The organism is Leptospira weilii serovar Ranarum str. ICFT, from assembly GCF_000332415.1.
Taxonomy (GTDB): domain Bacteria; phylum Spirochaetota; class Leptospiria; order Leptospirales; family Leptospiraceae; genus Leptospira; species Leptospira weilii_A.
In genome coordinates this window covers 42,257-62,514 of record NZ_AOHC02000026.1, presented here as the reverse complement: position 1 = coordinate 62,514, position 20,258 = coordinate 42,257, and the positions used below count along the sequence as shown (strand labels likewise).

The 20,258-nt window shown below is 42.2% G+C and carries 13 protein-coding genes and 1 pseudogene; 7 read left to right on the top strand and 7 right to left on the bottom strand.

Annotation, left to right across the window (positions count from 1 at the left end):
- Positions 1-35 precede the first annotated feature (35 nt).
- Entirely contained in the window at positions 36-1,436 is a 1,401-nt protein-coding gene (locus tag LEP1GSC060_RS08160; protein WP_036095848.1) for a UDP-N-acetylmuramoyl-tripeptide--D-alanyl-D-alanine ligase, read from the bottom strand.
- A 224-nt stretch (positions 1,437-1,660) separates the two neighbouring features.
- Between LEP1GSC060_RS08160 and LEP1GSC060_RS08150 the strand changes: the two genes are divergently transcribed.
- On the top strand, positions 1,661-3,358 hold the full coding sequence (locus tag LEP1GSC060_RS08150) for a glycoside hydrolase family 13 protein (protein ID WP_003000805.1): 1,698 nt from the start codon (positions 1,661-1,663) through the stop codon (positions 3,356-3,358).
- Between the two features lie 317 nt (positions 3,359-3,675).
- Here the strand turns inward: LEP1GSC060_RS08150 and LEP1GSC060_RS19380 are convergent.
- Positions 3,676-4,794: pseudogene (locus LEP1GSC060_RS19380) on the bottom strand (IS110 family RNA-guided transposase).
- A gap of 542 nt (positions 4,795-5,336) precedes the next feature.
- Between LEP1GSC060_RS19380 and LEP1GSC060_RS08135 the strand changes: the two are divergent.
- Complete coding sequence (locus LEP1GSC060_RS08135; protein WP_003001036.1) at positions 5,337-7,844, top strand: sensor histidine kinase; 2,508 nt, start codon at positions 5,337-5,339, stop codon at positions 7,842-7,844.
- 386 nt (positions 7,845-8,230) lie between these two features.
- Here the strand turns inward: LEP1GSC060_RS08135 and LEP1GSC060_RS08130 are convergent, their stop codons facing one another.
- The 3 genes from LEP1GSC060_RS08130 to LEP1GSC060_RS08120 all read right to left on the bottom strand — a co-directional run bounded on the left by LEP1GSC060_RS08130 (position 8,231) and on the right by LEP1GSC060_RS08120 (position 10,611).
- Positions 8,231-8,881, bottom strand: coding sequence for a hypothetical protein (locus LEP1GSC060_RS08130; protein WP_036095844.1), 651 nt, complete (start codon positions 8,879-8,881; stop codon positions 8,231-8,233).
- A gap of 149 nt (positions 8,882-9,030) precedes the next feature.
- Complete coding sequence (locus LEP1GSC060_RS08125) at positions 9,031-9,681, bottom strand: response regulator (RefSeq protein WP_003001091.1); 651 nt, start codon at positions 9,679-9,681, stop codon at positions 9,031-9,033.
- 489 nt (positions 9,682-10,170) lie between these two features.
- Entirely contained in the window at positions 10,171-10,611 is a 441-nt protein-coding gene (locus LEP1GSC060_RS08120; protein ID WP_003000997.1) for a helix-turn-helix domain-containing protein, read from the bottom strand.
- A gap of 540 nt (positions 10,612-11,151) precedes the next feature.
- Here LEP1GSC060_RS08120 and LEP1GSC060_RS08110 point away from each other — a divergent pair.
- Entirely contained in the window at positions 11,152-11,559 is a 408-nt protein-coding gene (locus LEP1GSC060_RS08110) for an MmcQ/YjbR family DNA-binding protein (RefSeq protein ID WP_003000769.1), read from the top strand.
- Positions 11,560-11,618: 59 nt separating this feature from the next.
- Here the strand turns inward: LEP1GSC060_RS08110 and LEP1GSC060_RS08105 are convergent, their stop codons facing one another.
- Positions 11,619-12,119, bottom strand: a complete 501-nt coding sequence (locus LEP1GSC060_RS08105) for a hypothetical protein (RefSeq protein ID WP_003001320.1) — start codon at positions 12,117-12,119, stop codon at positions 11,619-11,621.
- A 480-nt stretch (positions 12,120-12,599) separates the two neighbouring features.
- On the opposite strand from LEP1GSC060_RS08105, the gene LEP1GSC060_RS08095 reads away from it, so the two are divergent.
- Positions 12,600-14,522, top strand: a complete 1,923-nt coding sequence (locus tag LEP1GSC060_RS08095; RefSeq protein WP_003000995.1) for a phosphoethanolamine transferase family protein — start codon at positions 12,600-12,602, stop codon at positions 14,520-14,522.
- Between the two features lie 537 nt (positions 14,523-15,059).
- Here the strand turns inward: LEP1GSC060_RS08095 and LEP1GSC060_RS08090 are convergent.
- Positions 15,060-17,036 carry an LTA synthase family protein gene (locus LEP1GSC060_RS08090; RefSeq protein WP_003001301.1) on the bottom strand — a complete coding sequence of 659 codons (1,977 nt, stop codon included), beginning with the start codon at positions 17,034-17,036 and terminating at the stop codon, positions 15,060-15,062.
- A gap of 387 nt (positions 17,037-17,423) precedes the next feature.
- Between LEP1GSC060_RS08090 and LEP1GSC060_RS08080 the strand changes: the two genes are divergently transcribed.
- From LEP1GSC060_RS08080 to LEP1GSC060_RS08070, 3 genes are read left to right on the top strand one after another with little or no spacing between them, the layout of a single operon-like run.
- Positions 17,424-18,173: a TetR/AcrR family transcriptional regulator gene (locus LEP1GSC060_RS08080; RefSeq protein ID WP_036095839.1), complete on the top strand. Its 750-nt coding sequence runs from the start codon at positions 17,424-17,426 to the stop codon at positions 18,171-18,173.
- A 30-nt stretch (positions 18,174-18,203) separates the two neighbouring features.
- Positions 18,204-19,019: a hypothetical protein gene (locus LEP1GSC060_RS08075; RefSeq protein ID WP_003001165.1), complete on the top strand. Its 816-nt coding sequence runs from the start codon at positions 18,204-18,206 to the stop codon at positions 19,017-19,019.
- The gene (locus LEP1GSC060_RS08070) at positions 19,019-20,257 is read left to right on the top strand and encodes an ABC transporter permease (protein ID WP_003000843.1); all 1,239 of its coding nucleotides are present in this window, start codon (positions 19,019-19,021) and stop codon (positions 20,255-20,257) included. Before LEP1GSC060_RS08075 ends, LEP1GSC060_RS08070 begins: the two co-directional genes overlap by 1 nt.
- Position 20,258: the final 1 nt, after the last annotated feature.

Below are 20,258 nucleotides of genomic sequence, written 5' to 3'. Positions count from 1 at the left end.
AAAGATGTTTCCTTCGATTCAAACCCTTGCAAGTATTAAACCGAAAGAGCGTTTACGAAACGTTCCAATTGAATTCCACGCGAAGCCTTCGCCAAAACGACGGAACCTTCCGGCACCGTTTGCAAAAATTTCCGAATCAGTTCTGCGAGTCCTTCTTCGGTCCCCGCAAAATGTTCACAAAACCGAGGAAGGATCGTTCGTTTCACAAATTCTTCCCGGATCCAAAAAGCGTCCGTTCCGAACGTAAAAAGTCCTTTCAGATTTTGAAATTCGGCGCATTTTTTTCCGAGTTTCTTATGAAACTCTTGGGAATGTTTTCCCAGCTCCCTCATGTCGCCTAACACCGCGTAGAACTCCTTTCCGTCCGCGAGTTGATCGGCAACTTCCAAAGAGGAAAGCATGGATTCGTAATTTGCGTTATACGTATCGTTGATGAGGGAATATTTTCCCTTTTTAAGATCCAATCTTTTATCGCCGGATCTAAAAGTGGAGATTCCTTCTTGGATCCATTCCGTGGGTGTGGAGATCGTTTCCAAACAAACGATTGCGACCGCCAAGTTTTCCAGAAGTTTATTTCCGGGAAGAACCCATTCGATTTCTTTTCCCTTATATTCCAATAAAAATCCGGAAGTTTTTTTTCGAAGAATCGAAAACGTATGTTTCGGATTTGCAAGAACCAACTTGCCTCCGTGTCGATGGAGTTTTCTTTTTAGTATTTTAGAATATTCTCCGGTACTTGGATAAAAGAGTTTCCCTCCCTTTACCAAACCTTCCGCCACTTCCGCCTTCGCCTTTGCGACGTTTTTTTGACTTCCTAAAAATTCGATATGAGCGGTTCCGATCGTGGTAATGACCGCAAAATCCGGTTTGGCAATTTGAGAGAGTCTTGAAATTTCCCCTTTGTGATTCATTCCGAGTTCGCATACCACGATTCGAGTTCGATCGGAGATTCTAAAAAGTGTGAACGGAAGTCCGATTTCGTTGTTATAATTTTTTTCCGTCACGACCAACGCGGATTCTTCCAGATTTTTTAGACAATTTCCCAGAAGTTCCTTTGTCGTTGTTTTTCCGCTGGAGCCGGTGACCGCAATTACGATCGGATCAAAACGAGATCTATGAAAGGCCGCGAGTTTTCCAAGCGCGACTAACGTGTCCTTTACGGGAATCGCTTTGGAATTCTCCTCTAAGTTAAAGTTGTTTCGGATCGGATGATCTTCCTCGACCAAAAAATAAGTCGCCCCTCGGGAAAGCGCGTCCCTGATAAATTCGTGTCCGTCCCTGTTGCCTCGAAGGGGAACAAAAAGAGAATTGTTTTCCGCCTCGGTGGAAGAGGTAGTAATCGTCGTAATCGACGGTTCCTTATTAAACCAGGTCTTCGACTGAGATCCCAATAGTTTACGGATCGTTTCCGGGTCGTAGGAGAAGGGCGCTTTCATGAGTCCAACTTGTAGGGAGAGAATGTTTTGAAAATTCTAAAATAAACGAATGCGCGTCGTAAAAAGTTTCTCTCAAAAGCCGAATCAAAAAGGTCGATTTAAAGTTGGATTTGTAAATCGACAATTCGCGTTTTAAATCGATTCGGGTTCGACCGGATTTGTCGGAATACCGCCTTGACAACCTCCATTCTTATATTTTTGATTCTATTAAAGCCGAAGAAAATATGACTGCGAGAAAACCGAATTCCCCGAAAAAAAATTTCCACCTAATCGATAAATGGTGGCAAAAGACCACGATTTATCAGATCTATCCTCGTTCCTTTGCCGATAGCAATCGGGACGGAATCGGGGATATTCCGGGTATCATTTCCAAGTTGGATTATCTTCGCGATCTCGGGTTCGAAACTTTATGGGTATCACCTTTGTACAAAAGCCCTCAGATGGATCACGGCTACGACGTTAGCGACTATTACTCGATCTCTCCCGAGTACGGAACCGTTAAGGATGCGGAAAAACTAATCAAGGAAGTTCATAAACGGGGAATGAAAATCGTTTTTGATATGGTGATGAACCACACTTCCATCGAACACGATTGGTTTAGACAATCCCGTTCGAGTAAAGATAATCCGAAGAGGGATTGGTACATTTGGAGGGACGGAAGAGGAAAGAATAAACCTCCCAATAACTGGAGTTCGTTCGTAACTCCCAAGGCTTGGCATTACGATCCCGATACCGATCAGTGGTATCTCGCGAGTTTTTTGGACTTTCAACCGGATTTGAATTACTACAACCCCGAAGTCAAAAAGGCGATGTTCGAGGTTCTACGTTTTTGGCTTAAGAAGGGAGTGGACGGATTTCGTTTGGATATCTTTCACGCGATTTACAAGGACAAACACTTTCGGGACAATCCGTTTCGATTTAAATACATCGTCTCGGAAAACGATCACGACGGTTATTTTCAGAGTAGGGTTCATACCGTAAATCATCCGAATAACTTCGCTTTTGCGAAAGAACTCAGGGCCGTTTTGGATGAGTTCGACGGGGATCGTTTTGCGGTCGGCGAGGTTGCCGGCGACGACCATATCATCAAACGCTATTTAGGCGAAAAAAAAGACGGCCTGAATCTCATCTTTCTATTTGAAACTCTTTTGTTAAAGTTCAAGACGAACTTTTTTAAGGGGATCGTCAAAAAAATGGAACAAGTGTATCCGTATCCGAACATTCCCACGTATGTTTTCGGCAATCACGATCAAAGGCGTTATATGATGAAAATCAATAACAATCTTGAAAAAGGGAAATTGATCGCGCTGTTTCAATTTACCGCAAGGGGAGTTCCGGTTACTTATTACGGGGAAGAAATCGGTATGACCAACGAGACGATCAAATTGACCGAGGCTCAAGATCCCCTCGCGAGAATCTATCGTTGGTTAGGCGACTGGCTTTCGGAATTACTCGGACTTGCGGACATTATCATCCGGGATAGGGCGAGGTCCCCGATGCAGTGGGATGATTCTCCGAATGCCGGTTTTACGACTCGGGAAGCGAAACCTTGGATTCGAGTGCACGGGAATTATAGGGAACGCAACGTATCGGTCGAGTCGGAGGATAGGGATTCTCTTTTGAATACGTATAAAGGTGTTCTCCACCTTCGAAACGAAAGTTCCGCGTTAAAAGAAGGAACTTTGACGTTGCTCGAAGAAAACGTTCCGAAGGATATGTTGGTTTATTTGAGAGAATTCGGTAAGGAACGTAAGCTCGTCGTTTTCAATTTCGGGAAAAAGAACAGGTTTTTCGTCAATCCGACCGATTGTAGAAAGTATTTTTTTTCCACGGTTTCTTTCGATCACAACGAATTTGATCGGTTTAAGGTTCCTCCTTGTTCCGGAGTTATATTAGGAAACGAATATATTCCAAAAATATAAAATTTGATTTTAACGCGAGTTCGACGGTTGAAATCTTGGGCGAATCGGAGACTCAGGTGCGTTCACCGATTTTCCCGAGCGACCGTAGAAGCGAAACGCTGAGTTGTTCGCTTGAACTAAAGCGCCGCTCCTGTCGAGCGAGGCATTCTAACTCTTATATCACTCTAAACTCAGCAGAACGGCTTCCTAAACTTATGGATCGTGAGATTGGTCGTGATTTTCCCAACTTCGTTGGGAGCAAAAGATAACGCTCCGCTATCTTTTTGCTATCTCACTCCCTCCTATGTTCCTTGTGTCAAGCCCCTCCGCTATTTTTTTTACATAAGACCATATTGAGCTAACTTACGATTCAGAACATTTTCGGGCATAGAGTCGAAGAGTTGCCCTGTTCGAATCATAGAAAAAAGAACTTCGATCATTTTACGTGAAGTAGCAATGATCGATTTCTTTGCTCCTTTTTTAGCATATAACCTTTCGTAGAACTCTTTAATCTTACCGCCATGCTGACAACGGACCAGGCTCCAAGCTGCTTGAACAATCACTCTTCGGATCGAATGACAACCGCGGGAAACAATTCTACCATATCGAACCGTATCTCCTGAGATGTCAACTCTGGGAACTAAACCAGCGTAGTAGGCGGCTTGTTTACCGGAAGAGAATCTTTTGCAGTCCCCCATGTAACTCATAATCGCCAGAGACGTAATCATCCCGATACCAGGCATGGACATGATCGTTTGAACGTAGACCTGATTGATTTTCAGAGCGCCTTTAATATCTTCTTCAATGAGTTTTAGATTTAGTTCGACTAAATCTAAAACTTTTAAGATTCGTTCCGCTTCCTTATGATATCATACTAGACACCTAGTATAAAGTTACAGAAGTTTCTCTGGATGCTTTTGTCCGTAAATGTTTTTTGGTGATCTCAGTCAGACCGGCTTGAGTGAATAAACTGTGAAGCCGATTCTTTCCTTGCGTTAGTTGTCTTGTCCAATTCTCATGCTCGGTACACAATCGACGATTGTCTTCCTCTTCGTCCGGAGAAACTCAACACAACGCATCCCTATGGGTCGCGTTGTGGGAATTGGAACAACCGGTAATTCTTCCTTTGGATAACGTTGAATGAGTTTAGCTATCTTAAGAGAATCTTCTTTATCAGTCTTTTTCAAAGATTGATAAATTGTTGCTAAGTCTCCGGGATTCAAAACAATTACTTGAACTCCTTTGTTTAGTATTGATTTTGCAATTCTAAAAGATTGAGATCCTGCTTCCAGGCCTACGATATCGTTCGACGTTAACCATTTTAATAAACCGTTAATTCCGCTTTCCGTTGTGCTGAATTGTCGACGTTCGAGCGAGTTCTCCGAATTGATTCGAACTACCTCTAAACTTTTTTTACCACAATCAATTCCTACATACTTGACTTCTTGACTGTTCATTTCTTTTCTCCTAAAATGACAGAGGCGGAAGGTCTTAACAAAGCCGGGTGATATCACCAGCACTCCTATTCGCGGTCGACTTTGTTTAAGCCGCCACACTTTGGTTTGCGGTGGCCGATTTAGATTCATCTATGGGTCGGGGTCTAAACCCCAAGGGAGCGATCAATCTGCCACCGGCCTTCTTGACTCCGTCGAATCAAGAATATCACACTTCGAACTGCCTTACGTCCAAGAATCATACTAATCTATGGGTCGTGAGATAGGTCGCAACATAATCGCTTTCGCATGGGTTATACCGAACTCACGATATTTTATGATAATTCCCGGAGTTCTTGTCGTAAAATCCCAGTCTGATATTTAGAATCCGTCCTAAAACATACAAGGAAATTTGGAGGAGTTCCTACGTTTTAGGAGTCAGGGGTTGATGACAAATTTTTTTAAGCGGGTACATCTTATAAATTGTACGGTTTTGCTCACAGAAAATTACCGATTTTGTCAATATCCGATATTGTGTTTTTAAATTTTTTTGTGGAATATCTTCTATGTTGCGTTTGTTTTATGTTCCGTTTTTTCTTTTTAGTTTATTGTCGTTCGATTGTTCGGATCGGAACTCAAACGCCTTCGAACCCGAAAAAGCAAAAGGAGGAATTTTAGATCTTTCTCAATGGGATTTTCAAAATCGTAAAACCCTCCCACTTGCGGGGGAATGGAAATTCTTTTGGAAACAATGGATAGATCCGAATTTTACGGATTTGACGACGGTTTCTAAAAATCGATTCGTTTTTGTAAACGCTCCGGCGGTTTGGAACGGGATTCCTTTTTACGAAGAAAAAATAGAAAGCCACGGTTTTGCTTCCTATGAACTTGATGTTCTTCTTCCCAAAGGAATTTCTAATTTAGCGCTTGCGATTCCGGACGAAGGCACTTCTTACAATCTGTTTGCAAACGGACAACTCATAGCAAATGCGGGAACCGTCGGAAACACTCCGGAATCTTCCAAGGCGAGATATAAACCTCAGATCGCGGTGCTTTCCGATTCGGAAAACATACGTTTGGTTCTTCACGTTTCCAATTTTCAAAATCGATGGGGAGGATATTGGTATCCGATTCGAATCGGAAATTTAAAAAATATTCTTTTGGAAAAGCAGATCCAAGAAGGAATCGATTTCGCCGTTTGTCTCTCTGCGGCGATCATGGGGATCTACAATCTTTTGTTTTTTCTGTTCAGAAAAAAAGATCCGGCCCCTCTTTGGTTTTCCATTTACTGTATCTTAACTTTAATCCGCACCCTTGCAACCGGAGAACGTTTGGGACATCTCTTTTTTCCCAGTCTTTCCTGGGAACTTTGGAATCGTTTGGAATACTCCTCCATCTATTTGGCTGGTCCGGCTTCATACGCTTTTTTTAATCGACTCTGTCCCACGAAATTTTGGGAAAGGTTCGGTATTTTTGTGAATCTTCCGTATTTTATTTTCGCGTCGATCGTTCTGATTTTTCCGAATCCAATTTATACCCTTACTCTTAATCCCGTTCTTTTTTACGCTTTTTTTGTGACCGTTCCCGGCTGGTTGATCTTACTCGTCTATGGAATTTATAAAAAATACGAAGGGGCTTGGATTTTATGTTTGAGTTATGTATGGGCATTCTTTTGCACCGAGCACGATATTCTTTATTCGATGGGCTTTTTCGAGAGTAGGTATCTGATTCAATTCGGGTTGATCGCGCTGATCGCTTCTTATTCAATCTTGATTTCGAAACGTTTTTCCAATTCTCTGAATCGATCCGAAAATCTTTCGGAGAAAATGAAAAGCCTCGTTTCCTCCACTCGTGAAATTATGACCTCTCCTTCGTTTACTTCCGCCGCACAAACCGCACTGGAAATTCTTTCTAAAAATGCGCAGGATCATTCCAAAATCTCTTCTTCCATTTTTAAAAAAAATGAAAACAAACGGATTTCCGATTTTTTTTCATACGGTTTGTTTCAAAATTTAAATTTATTTTATCAAAAAGATCGAGCTGCAAAAAACTATCCGGGTTTCGGGACGGATTCTTATACAAGTCGGGGTTTGTTTGTCTACTTGCCGGAAGCGAATTCATCCCGATGGAAACAATATTCCATCGATACGGAAAACGATCTGTGCATCCGGGAAGTTCCCTGTCTTCTTTCCAAAGAATCTTTGGAAATCGATCTCAATACTTTAGATTCTCCCACCGTTGCGGGAGATCGCCTTCTTTTACCCGTTCAAAACAATCGGGTGAGTTTTGTGATTTTGGATCTTCCGATCGGACATTTTTTAGATTCGGATTCGAACATGGATTGGGTGCAGGGGATCGCGTATGCGTTGGCTCTTTCCATACAAAATCTTATCAGGCAGGATCGCGAAAAACTCGCGATTATCGGAGAATTGTCCGCCGAGATCGCACACGATATAGGTCATCACGTGTTATTGATTCAAAAAGTACTGAAGAACTTGATTTCCGATAAAAGCGCAAGTACGGCAAGTACGGAATCGGATCTGGCACGCGCTAAAAAAGAAACGGACGCACTGGCAAATCTTTCCTTAGATATATTAGAATTTTCTAAAAAACGAATTATCCTGGACTTGAAATCGGTGGACATTCGGGAATATTTTCGGGAAATCCAGGAGGATTTGGAACTTTTTTTCGAAGGAACGGGAGTCAGTTTTTCCTGCGAAATTTCCGCGGAAGGACGAATACGTTTGGACCCTCATCGGATGCAAAGATTGATTTTAAATATCGCAAAAAACTCGATCGAAGCGGCGGGAGAAAGGGGAAACTTTTCTCTTCGGGTGGAAAAAGAAGCGGAAACACTTTATATGATTTTTAAGGACGACGGTCCCGGAGTCAGCGAAGAACTCAAAAAAGCATTTTATAATTCTATGATGGAAACGAAAAAACCGCAAGGATCCGGTCTCGGACTTTCTATCGTTCGAAAGATCGTAATTGCACACGGTGGAGAAGTTTTCATGGATTCCGAATTGGGACAGGGCAGTCGATTTACCGTTCTATTACCCTGTCCTTCTCTTTGAATGGAACTTTATTGAATTTTTATAGAACCACAATGCGAAAGCTAAAGTAACGTGAGTTCGGCGTAACCAATGCGAAGGCGATTCTTACTTCGACCAATCGAACGACCCATCGGGAGTGAGATTGAGTTAAACCTCGAACGACCCATCGGGAGTGAGATTGAGTTTCTTCAGAGCGAGCTATCGAACGACCTGGGTAACGAAAGTGGCACTGCTCCCTAAGGGTCGCAGCACCAGGGAGAAATCGTGAGTTAGCAAAAAAAACGCGAACCCTCATCCGTTTTTTCCGAAGAAAAAACGAATGAGGGTCGCTCAAATTCGAATCACATTTGTGTACTTTCTTAAAAGAAAAACGCTGCCGGTTTCTGAAAGAAATCGACGATTGATTCTTAATCGCAGATTTCCAAGGAACCGCTGTTGACTGCTATCGTATCCATTCCGAAGCCGCTCATTTTAGTGCCCCATCCTTTGGAATCATAGGTATACGTAAAGGCACCGTCTGCGGAAGTCGTAGGAATTTTACTACCGGCCGTATACGTATAAGTTATATTCCTTCCCGCGGAATTTGATTGAGGAAATCCGTTGGTATCATAATTGGAATAAGTTGTTACGGCCGGACTCGCCACCGAAACTAATTGATTCGAACTATCATAAGTATATGTAGTAGCGCCGCCGTCGCTGCTGGCCAATCCTCTTTGCGCGTGCGCATTTCCGGTTCCTGGCGGATCGATGACTCCTAATTTTGCTCCGGCTGCGGAAGCGTAGGTTCTTACGATCGAATTGCCGCCGTCCGACGGAACACAAGTATATACCTTTCCGGAAACGCTACAGTTGTAAGTTACAGTGGGTCCTCCGGCCGTAACCTCAACTTTCTGAGGTAGGTTAAAACAACTCACCTGCGCAGCAGTGGAAGTCGTCGGTGTCGAAGCGACCAATGCAAGGGCCCCAAGCGTCCCTGAATCGTCCGATTCCTCTTTTTTACAATCCATTCCGGAAAATAGAACCATCGTCAAATGGATTGACACAATTATTTTCTTCATTCAAATTACTCCCGAATACTTTCGAAATTTTATTTCGGATCTTCTTTTGAAGATTCCTGAATTCAGATTAACAAAGAAAAAAGTTTATGTCCATTTCGGGAAATACAGATAAATCGTAGAATTTCCGGTAAAATCCGAAGGTTTGAAATTTAAATACCTCTGAATTTAAGTTGAATCAGAATTCTTCCTAATTCTATAATATTCTCGATTTCTAATTTTCTAAATAGGGAAGCCCTGTGTGTTTCCACGGTTCTTATGCTCAATTCGAGCTTTTCCGCGATTTCACGGTTCATTTTTCCTTCAGCGAGAAGATTCAGGATTTCCTTTTCCCGTTTTGTAAGTCGGTCGATTTTACTTCCCAACTCTTGATCGACTTCCGTTGCGGGTCTGAAGTTTTGAATTTCTTCCGGGAAAACTTTTCCGCCGTTCAAGACGATTTTAATCGAGGAAAAAATGGTATTCATCGTTTCATTTTTAAGAAGGTAGCCGTCTGCGCCGAGGGCGAACGCTTTTTGGAGATAAGACCAGTCTCTGTGTACGGTCAAAAATACGATTTTCAGATTCGGAAATTTAAGTTTTAGGGTTTCCAGTTCTTGAATTCCATTCTCTTCTTGAAGTGAAATATCGCAGATCAGTAGATCGGCCTTTGTAAAAGGAATTTTACGAATCGCTTCCTTGATGGAATTCGCCGATCCCGCAAAACGAAATTCCGGATCCGATTCCACTTCCGCCTGCAAACCGGCGCGTACAACCGGATGATCATCGACTAAGAAAATTCCTTTTTTTGAAGATCCGGTCATGGTTTGAATTTATCCGTTTTGGAAGTTCTGTAAAATCAAATCAAAACTTCCATCCATAAGTGTACAACGGAATCGTAAAAATGGAATGCGAACCCCAGTGAATCGAAAAAACATTTTCATTTCAGCCGTTTGTTTTTCAACCCGACTAAAAGACGGAGAGGATTGACGCAAGCAAAAGATAAGAATCTATTTTTTTTTATCCTATCTACTGACTGCTCGAATACCGATCTCTATAAAATCGAGTACCGTTATTCTTATCGCAAAATACCGTTACAATACAATCTATTAGGTACTTTATTATAAGTTACGAGTAAATCTAGAACATTTCAAAGAATGCTTAAAAAATTGTAATCGGCGAGCTAAACCCGCCAATGAAATCGATGGTAAAAACGGAAACGCGAAGAAGATTTTAATAACGGAGAACGGCCCGAAAAACGGATGTTTGAATCTTGATTTATATTTTTATCTGAAAAATTCGACAGATCTTAGTTATCGGTTATTTTTGGCAACGGCAAGAATCATCTGATAAATCAGATTGCGGGTTTCTTGCGGAATATCGTCATAGAATGAAATCATCGTATCTTCCGCCTTATCATTTGAGATCTTGTTCCACAAGTAATCGCGTTTTTTCATTTTTTTGACGGTTCCGGAATTTTCATTCATGGATGAATTCACTTCGGCGCTGCCCTTCCCGCTAGTGAGCCAAAGACCGGAAATACCGTGTGTTTTTTCGATATCCGCCGCTAGTTTATCCAACAAAGGGCGCTTATCGTTGCAAATATAACTGATATAGTTTTGAGACTTACCGATCGAAGTCGCAAAGTCTTCATCATTCATTGCTAATATGTTTTTGATCGCATACCGGAGCCGTTTTCCAGGCGTGGAAAAGTCAATGTTTTCCAGAGGAATTGTAATAATTTTATTTGCCATGCCTTATACGTACTCAATATTTAAATAGAGATCCTTTTTTATAAATTTACTAAAATATCTAACTTATGCCCTTTTTATTACAACCTTTAAAATGATTTCGATTTGCCGAAATATAAGTTTTTTGAAGAATTTAAGTAAGTATTCATATCTTTGAGATTCGAGACCCGATAAAGCTCGTTCCCAAAATCCAATCTGTATACAAATGGACCGAGACGGGTTTTTATTTCCTATTGGGTTGGGAAAGTTGGTGGATTGCGAAATTTTTGGTCTCCCTGTCCGTAACCCCAAACCGAACGTGAACTCAAAGAAAAATCGTTATTTTAGCCCGAAAACTCGGAATCAAATTCAGTTTTTGATTGGATGCCGAGCCGTCGTTTTTTTATCGGTTTGTAAGGACTTTGGGGGGCTTCCTAAAATTATAATTATAAAATATAATGGAACCGTTATGTGGGGTTTGCGTTTGCGGTTTTCGATCTTAAAATTTGTATTGGTAACGGATAAGGATCGATGGTATCCTATTGAATCGATCGAGTTTAGGCAATGAATCATCCCAATGATATTCCCGAGGAAATTCTTTCCAAACTGCGCCTCTTATGCTTTGATTTTCCGGAAGTATATGAGGAACGAGCCTGGGTCGGAACGCGTTGGTGTGTGAAAAAGAAAAATTTTGCTCATATACTGATGCTTCGGGAAGGTTGGCCGCCAGCCTACGCGCAAGCGGTCGGAATGAATGGACCGGCCTATCTTTTGACGTTTCGATTTTCTTTACACAAAATCGATACTTCTCGATTCACACAATATCCTTTTTTTAACCCCGTATGGTGGCCGAATATCGCCGGGCTTGTAATAGACGACAAGGTTGATTGGGAGGAGGTGAACGAACTCTTGATTCAAAGTTATTGTGAGATCGCGCCGAAAAAATTAGCCGCTCTGGTGAAAGGCCGCTGATTTGATTGATTGTAAATTTTTTGAATTTCCAAAAGAAAAGACGAAAAACGGAGCGGATTTTATTTGATCTCCAAGTTTTCGATTCCCGATTCGGTAAAGATTTCTTCGTACTTCAAAATGAAAGGCGCTTCTTTTTCGATTCTTTCTTCGATTGCCATTCCTTTGATTTCGGATTCGTTATAAGTTCTCATAAAGTCTCTCGCCGCGAGTCTTTGAATGAGTTCATCCCAAAAAATACTGTCCTGATATTCGACTATAAGTTCGGAGATATCCGTCTTTTCTTCGAATTCCCTGGTAAGATAGTGAAGCTCCTCTTCGTTATCGTATGCTACAAGATGGGAAACTTCCAACGCCTTTGCATAAGACAAAACTTGTTGCTCCATGTCTTCGAAAATATCGTACGAATCCAATCGATCCGCCGTGGGTTCTTCTTCATCAAGAATGGAATGATATAAAAATCGAGTGATCGCTAAAGATTTAAGAAGCGCTTCGTATTGTTCCCGAGAAAGTTCGATATTCATTGCAATTCCCATTTCAGGAGGATACGCTCGGATTGCCAAATCTATTTCTCCATGAATTGGAGCGAATCTCGATTATATTCCGAGATTGAAATAGGAATGTCTCGTTTTCCATTTTGCGTTTAGCGCCACCTTTTCGAAGCCGCAACTTCCGATCCGAAACCGGAAAATCCCAATCGAAATTCTCAATTTTAATTCCGGAAAATTTCCTCGATTTTTTTGAGATTTAAAAGTTCGAAAGTCTTTTATTTCGACGGCGGGTTGGAATTCCAAACGAAATATCAGATTTTCTTAAATCAGTTTTAGAATTTTAAGGGAAACTCATTCGAGTGAGTCGTATTTTTCTAAATCCATTCGAAAAATACTTGATTTCTAAGACAAACTAAAAATAAACATGTAAGTAATTGCTTACTATTGGATATTCGGTATGCACCCTTTCCTTCCGATTTATGATCTGAATGAAAAAATAAAATTTCGTACCGGAAAAAATCGGTTTTATTTCGAACTAGAACGGGGTGTTTTTTGTTTTCTTTTTTCAGACAAAAATTGAGTGATTTTCATTTTTTCGTTTCCAGACCCGAATTCAGGCTTTTTTTCATTTCACTCGTGCCGTCCTTGATCTTATTTATGGATCTCGGGTTACGTTGGAAGGTTCTCAGTCAAATGGAGGCTTTACAATGGTATTATTATATTCTTTCTTTCCTATATTCTATTTTGATTTATTCCCTGATTCTTTTTTCCCTGGGTCGTCTTTTTTCGGCGTCAAAGAAAAAATCATATTGGATTGTTTTAATATTCTCGGCTTTCGGTTATTCGATTTGTATGGTCGGATCCTACGGATATTTTTTATACGCGGGAATCATGCCGAACTTCTTCGTCTTTTCCTATATCTTTCAAGAACCGTTCAACAGTTGGACCATTCTCAAGGGCGGGCTCACGATTTCGAGTTTGATCGGCTTCGTTTTTCTTTTTATCCTGTTATTTCTTAGTTTGAAAGTTGTGTCGGGCGGTTTTAAACCGGTTCGATTTAAGAAAAGTATCTATTCCGGACTTATTTTTGGAGTTCTGATTCTTACCGCTTTTTTTCACAACAACACTCGTTTTAACGATCAGATTTACGTTTCGGATACGAATTCGATTTCGTTTATCAATCGGAACATCTACAACCTTGTTACGGGAGACAGGCTGGGTTCTGCGGGACTTCAATCTAGAAATAAGCCGATTTTGAGCAAAAGTTCCAGTCCGTTTCGTAAAAACGTTCTGATCATCCTGAGCGAAAGCCTTCGTAGAAAGAGTATGGCTCTTTACGGTTACGAAAAGGATACGACTCCGTTTTTAAAACGTTGGACACAAAATGCTCCGAACGGATCGGTTGTGGTTTTTCAAAAGGCGTTTTCGAATTCAAGTTCCACTTTGATTTCTGTCCCGAGTTTGTTATCGGGAGTTTCGCCGATTCAACCCGTTTCCATGACTCATAGTTTTCCATTGTTTTGGGAATACGGAAAGGCTGCGGGTCTTTCCACCTTTTTCATTTCGAGCCACAGTTTTCGTTGGAATAATTTTTCCGGTTTTTTTAGGAACGCCGGGATCGATTTTTTATGGAATAAGGAAATCAGCGGACTACGAGTTTTTAACGACATCGGAGTCGACGATCGTAAAACGATAATCGAATTTCAAACTCATGTAAAACATCTCAAAAATAAGGGTCGTAACTTCGCCGGGGTTCTACATTTAAACACGAATCATTTTCCGTACATCATTCCCGAAGAATCGGCCCACTTTCCGATAGGCAAGGATACACGCGCGCCCTATGATAATTCGGTCCGTTATTTGGATCGTCTTTTGGAAAACGTATTCGATTTTTTGAATCAAGAAAACTTGACCGAAAATACTCTTGTGATTTTCACTTCCGATCACGGAGAGGCCCTTTTCGAACACGACTACATCGGTCATATAGAAAGTAATCATATAGAAACTTTGGCGATTCCTATGTTGATCTTTCTGCCGAATTCCCTGAAAAACCGCTTCCAGGATCGTTTGCAAAAAAATGCGGATAAAAACGTTTCCAATACGGATCTAATTCCGACCGTTGCGGAACTGTTAGGCGTTTCCAATCAACCCGAGGTGAAGAGTTATCTTTCGAAGTTGGAAGGTTGTTCCCTTCTTTCCGATCTTCCCGAAGACCGTCGTATTTTTATCGCGAATAACAACGAAACCTCCCTGTATCGAGTGGGAATGAGTTATATCAAAGGGAATTTGCATTATATGCTTCGTATCAATTCTTTTCCGCCGGACGAGGAAGCCTATAATATTCAAGAAGATCCGTATGAGAAAAAAAATCTCTGGCCCGGTTTGAACTTGGAGAAAAAACGGGAGATCCGCGGGCAATTGGAAGAATGTAGCCTTTGTCACGATCTTTATGCGGCTTCCGGAATTAAACTCTGACGATTTTTAAATCGAAATTTGCCGTATAGAAGAAACATTAAAGAATTATAATTTACTTTATAAAGTTTTCCTGATCTTATTTTAAGGCGGGTTTTTCGCCGTCGAGTTGCAGGGTTGGGAAAAACCGAAAAACGTTTGTTTTTAGATTAACGCGAGTTCGGTATAACAAATGCGAAAGCGATTGTAGTGGAAATTCCGAAGGAATTGGAACATTATGTTGCGACCGCAGGCAGCAACATTGAGTTCAAGCGCGGTCCAGCCCTTGTGTGCAAGGGCTGGATTCGCCCAGATTTTCTTATATCGAACTCACGTTAGATTAGAGTTGTATAAAAATTCAATAGTCGCGATTAACAAAACTGCGTCCGTTTCCATGGAACGGAAACAAATGGAGGATTAATTTTTCAACAACTCCATGTAGAATATCATCGGACAAACCCTAACGCGGGTTTGGTGAAAACCAATACAAAAGCGATGATTAGGTTGCGATTCCTAGAGAACCCACAAGTTGGCTTCGAGTGGCGAGGTTTTAGGGTTCAACTAAGGAGAAAAATCTTTTTTCAGTTCCGCGTCCGAGGGGAAAACGATATTCTGATTCAACAATTCGTAACTCAAGTTTAGATACGCCTTTGCCTTTTTACTCATTTCGTCGCAAACGGCGGGATCCTGATCGCAGAAATTGTTCTTTTCGCGGGGCGGATTGATATTGTAGGAAAGGTCTTCTTTCCCGTCGAAAAATCTTAAATAAAAAAGTTCGTTCTCTATCCAACCGAATAAATTCCCGTAAGCGAAGTAGGCGGTCTTAGTTCTTCCCGGAGCCAATAGATTTCTTCCCATCGCGGAAAATACCGCCCTTTTGCCGACAAGTCCTAAAATCGTAGGAATTACGTCCAGTTGGGAAGCGATAGTTTCGTCTAACGCAGGCGCGACTTTTCCGGGAGCGTAAATCAGAAAAGGAACGTTTCTATCCTCGTAATAATCCAAGTATCTGTGGTGGGTATGATCCGCAACGAAAACGAAAATCGTATTCTTGAAATATCCCGATTTCTCCGCCTGAACGATAAAGTTGTGAACGGCCCAATCCGCGTAATTGTAGACGTTTAGAAAATCGTAGTCTCTTGTGGAAGGATCGAAAATTTTGAATTTTTCCGAAGGGGTTCTGTAAGGATAGTGAGTCGTCAGCGTGAGGGCCAAGCCGAGAATCGGCTTTTTGGAGACGGAAATTCGTTCATGCAATAATTGTAATACGTCAGCGTCGTCGTATCCCCAGGCTCCTAGTTTGAATCTCCCGAGTTTTGTTATTTCCTTTTCTCCGAGTACGGTATCAAAACCCCAGTGAGGCATAAGAGTACTTTTGTTGTCGAAACTCAGGTCTCCTCCGGTTACAAAATAAGTATCGTAACCCATTCTTTTGAAAATGTTTCCGATTCCCGAAAAATTTCCGAGGACCTGATGGGTTCTTACCACGGTCAAACCGGGCCGGTCGGGAATGCCTGTAAGGATCGACATCATTCCGTTAGTCGTCCTTCCCCCCGACGCGATAAAACGATTGTAAAATCTTCCTTTTTTGACGAGTTGATTGAAATACGGAGTGATTTCCTTTCCTTCCACGAGTCCGTCGGAAATCGGTTTGATAAACTTTCCGGTCCAGTTTTCGAGTAGGATTAAAACTACGTTCGGGGGAGTTCCGGGATCGGTTTCCTTTTGAACTCGTAGGATCGGATATTTATCGCTGATAAATTCCGCACCCGGATAGGAAATTTCTTTTCGAACGACCGAGACCGCTTCTTCCGTTTCCAATTTTAAAAATTCGGGGATGGACCGGCTTTTTAAATCCATGATCGAAGTAAAAACCCCGTTGAGCGCGATGTTGTTTACGAAGTTGTTTCCGGAAACGATCGCGTTAGTCGCTCTTATCGGAGATTCTTGAATACCTCCTCGGATCGCTACGACCGCCGTGATCAAAACGACCACAATCTGAATGAATGTGGATTTCCAGGATTCCTTCTTATATCGGTACGGATTGTATTTCAAAAATAACCACGTGGATAAGGGGAGAAAGGTCAGCAAAAATACGATTCCTGTCAAAAACATAATCGTGTTTTGCTCCAGGGCCGATTTCAGAATTACACCTAAGTCTTTTCCGATGAATACGAACCCTTCATAACCGATATGTTTGTTCGCGTTTTCAAAATAAATGATGTCCGCGATCAGGTGCGCGATCATCCAAATTCCCAAAAGGATCGGCGTGTATCCCCAGAAAAAACGGTATAACTGAAATCGATTTAAGTACGGCAATACGGAAAGAAGGGCAAACGATCCCAAGATCATTCCGATCACTACGAGATCGAAACGAAATCCTAAAACGAACGCAAACGCAACTTCTTGGAAAGGAACCCCCTGAAGTCTGTACGAATAGACCGCAAGAAACGCGATCTTGTATAGGAGGAGAATGAGAGCGAAGTAGAGAACATAACCTAAGACGAGTTTTAAGTGGGCGGGGATACGTTGAAACATTCTGACTCTTTTCATGTATGATAGGCGGGAATTCGAACGACATTGAATTCTCAAAACATATAGTAGGCCGAAGTGGAAGCGGAGGCTCAAGTCAAAAATAAGGAAATTTTAAAGGCAATTTAGTTGCCGAAAAACAGAGAAGATCGTCGGAATCGAGAACGATCCAAGATTTCGTATGAGTTCCCGCGCTCCGAGATATGAGCAGTTCGGAATGAGTAGAATCCTGACCAACTCGCCGCTCCAAACGTTCATTTGGAAGACAATCTAAGAGCGGGAATGAATTGATTTCGGAAAAAATTTTATTTTTCCGAAAAGTCGGAACCAAAAAGGAATTTGGACCTTGACAGATTTCTCTTCCGAAAAATATTAAGTGAGTAATCACTCACTATGAATCTACCCATACAAGAAATGCAAGAAAGTATCGAGCTGGACTCGAATTGGCCGGAAGGACAAAAAAAAATCTTTTTGGCGGCGATTGAAATTTTCGCTCAAAAAGGTTTTTCCGCCACAACCACGGTGGAAATCGCCAAAAAGGCGGGAGTCGCGGAGGGCCTGATTTTCAAACACTTTAAGAGCAAAAAAGAACTGCTTCTAAGTTTGGTGTTGCCTATTTTGGAAAGTTTTTTTGCGCCGATCACGCTCAAAAGACTCGGGATAATTTTTTCCCAGGAGTTTTCGACCCTTGAACAATTTCTGATGGCGGTTTTCCGAGAGAGAATCACATTCATCGGAAAAAACAGGAATCTGGTTCGAATCGTTCTTCAGGAAGCTTTTATCACGACCGAAATTCGAGCGGTTTTGGAGCGGGTTTTTAAGGAAAGATTGGTGCCCTTGTTCCAAGAACGTCTTAAAAACTTTCAAGAAAGAGGGATGATTTCGGAGATGCCGATCGAGTCCGCGTTTCGTTTGATCGGAGTCAACCTGTCCGGATACGTTTTACTGACGGAAGTTTTTTACCAACCTATGGCCGAAGACGGCTGGGACCAGGAAGCGGAGTTGAATCGAACGATCGCGTTTATTGCAAACGGACTGGCTCCTAAAAAACAAGAGGTTTCGGTTTTAAAATCCCAACCTAAGAAAAAACCGCCGATTCGTAAAACAGCGGCCAAGGCTAAGAAGAAAAAAAAGAAATCTTAAAATCGAAACCTATTTTTATCAGGAGTTTGTATGAATGTTTTAATCGATAAAATAAAATCTTTGTTTGTGATATACCGATCCTTACGTCTACCGTTTCGAATTCTTTTGCCGCTTCTGCCTATTTTGATTTTGTTTTTATTCTTATCCATGAAGGGAAAAAATCAGGCCGAGGATGTCGCGGTCCTCGGTTCGATTGCGGAGAAGGCGTACGGACTTGGGACCGTTCATTCTTTGGATACGTTTCGATTCAGGGTCGGAGTTCCGACTAAGATCACTAAGGTTTTCGTTTTGGAAGGGGACGAAGTGGTTCCGGGTCAGGGTTTACTTCAGCTCGAAGGAATAACCGTCGTTCGTTCTCCGATTCACGGGATCGTTTCCGAAGTCGGTTATCACGAGGGCGAGGTCGCGTTTCAGAATTTTCTAGCGATCGAAGTTTTGGGAGTGGGTTCCAAATATCTCATCGTCGCGCTCGACGAACAAATTCTTCTTTCGGTTCGTAAAGGCCAAAACGTAATCGTTCGTTTTGAAGGAAAACAGAACGAGGTCGTTCAAGGGCGCGTTCAGGGAACTTTTTCGCACGCGGGACAGTTTTTTGCAAGAATTGAAGCGGCGCGTTTTCCGGAAGGTGTTCTTCCCGGAATGAGCGCGGACGTCGCGATCGAAATCGGAAATAGGGAAAACGTCGTTCTTATCCCGAGAAAATACGAAAAGAAACATAAAATTATAATATTCAGAAACGGTAAATCAATTCCGGTTTCCTTTAAGTCCGGACTGAAATCGGAGCGGTTTATAGAAGTAAAAGAAGGAGATATCCAAGCCGGAGACAAACTCTCGGAGGTTCCGTAATGTTGTTCATCGCAATCAGACAAATGTTCGCCAGGGGAAAACAAACTCTGACGACACTTTCCGGGATCGTTTTGGGTACGGCCGCCTTTATCATCATCTCCGGCGTTCTTCTCGGATTTAGGGGTTATCTCGTCGATCAGTTGATCAACGCGGACTGTCACGTTCGGATCAGCCCTAGACAGGAAATCATTCAGCCGGATTCTATGGACGATTTGTTTCCCGGAGAAAACGTATTTTGGCTTTCTCCTCCTTCCGGAAAACGCGGTTCCACTTATCTAAACAAAGCGACTCTCTGGTACGAACGATTGGAGCAGGACAAGGACGTGGAGGCGTATTCTCCGCAGGTGAGCGGCCGAGTATTTCTTTTTTCCGGTTCCAATCACGAAACCGGAAAGGTCATAGGAATCATTCCTTCCAGGCAGATTCGGATCACACCTCTCGCGGATTACGTCACGGAAGGAAGTGTGGAGTCCCTTTCCGCAGGAAATAGAATCGTCTTAGGAGACGGACTTGCGAAACTTCTCGGACTGGGACTGGGCAAAACGGTTTGGGTTTCTTCCGGTTTTCAGGAAAAAACTCCGTTTCGAATTTCGGGAATTTTTCGCTCGGGAAACAAGGCGCTCGACGATAGCGTCGCCTACGGACTGTTATCCGAAGTTCAACTTTTGACCGCTCAACCTGGAATGATCACGGATATCGCCGTTCGTCTAAAGGACGTAAACCTTTCTTTTCAGAAAGCGGAAGAATGGAAAAAAATGGGAGACGAAAAAGTTTTAAGCTGGCAGGAAGCGAACACCAGTTTTTTTGCCATCTTTAAACTCCAGGACGCGATCCGCTATTCCATGACAGCCGCGATTTTGACGGTTGCCGGATTTGGAATATACAATATATTGAATGTGATTATCAATCAGAAAAAAAGGGAAATCGCGATTCTTCGTTCCATCGGTTATAGACCCAACGAAGTGTTGATGATTTTTTTATTACAGGGGGTGATTTTGGGCGTTTCCGGAGGAGTGATCGGGTTGTTGGTCGGATTTTTGATTTGTTTAAGAATCGAAACGCTTCCGTTTACCAATCCTCTTTTTTCGGCCAAAGCTTCGACGATGGTGGTCTCTTTTGCGCCCGCGATTTACGCGCAGGCGTTCGCACAATCCATGTTTGCGACTTTGATCGCGAGTTGGATTCCCGCAAGATCCGCCGGAAAACTTTCACCAATCGAAATCATACGAGGAGAATAGG

Excerpts from the sequence above, each read along its gene's own strand:
- LEP1GSC060_RS08080 (WP_036095839.1), top strand. The coding sequence starts at position 17,424 with ATGAATCTACCCATACAAGAAATGCAAGAAAGTATCGAGCTGGACTCG.
- LEP1GSC060_RS08130 (WP_036095844.1), bottom strand. The coding sequence starts at position 8,881 with ATGAAGAAAATAATTGTGTCAATCCATTTGACGATGGTTCTATTTTCC.
- LEP1GSC060_RS08150 (WP_003000805.1), top strand. The coding sequence starts at position 1,661 with ATGACTGCGAGAAAACCGAATTCCCCGAAAAAAAATTTCCACCTAATC.
- LEP1GSC060_RS08125 (WP_003001091.1), bottom strand. The coding sequence starts at position 9,681 with ATGACCGGATCTTCAAAAAAAGGAATTTTCTTAGTCGATGATCATCCG.
- LEP1GSC060_RS08090 (WP_003001301.1), bottom strand. The coding sequence starts at position 17,036 with ATGTTTCAACGTATCCCCGCCCACTTAAAACTCGTCTTAGGTTATGTT.
- LEP1GSC060_RS08135 (WP_003001036.1), top strand. The coding sequence starts at position 5,337 with ATGTTGCGTTTGTTTTATGTTCCGTTTTTTCTTTTTAGTTTATTGTCG.
- LEP1GSC060_RS08075 (WP_003001165.1), top strand. The coding sequence starts at position 18,204 with ATGAATGTTTTAATCGATAAAATAAAATCTTTGTTTGTGATATACCGA.
- LEP1GSC060_RS08110 (WP_003000769.1), top strand. The coding sequence starts at position 11,152 with ATGAATCATCCCAATGATATTCCCGAGGAAATTCTTTCCAAACTGCGC.
- LEP1GSC060_RS08160 (WP_036095848.1), bottom strand. The coding sequence starts at position 1,436 with ATGAAAGCGCCCTTCTCCTACGACCCGGAAACGATCCGTAAACTATTG.
- LEP1GSC060_RS08070 (WP_003000843.1), top strand. The coding sequence starts at position 19,019 with ATGTTGTTCATCGCAATCAGACAAATGTTCGCCAGGGGAAAACAAACT.
- LEP1GSC060_RS08120 (WP_003000997.1), bottom strand. The coding sequence starts at position 10,611 with ATGGCAAATAAAATTATTACAATTCCTCTGGAAAACATTGACTTTTCC.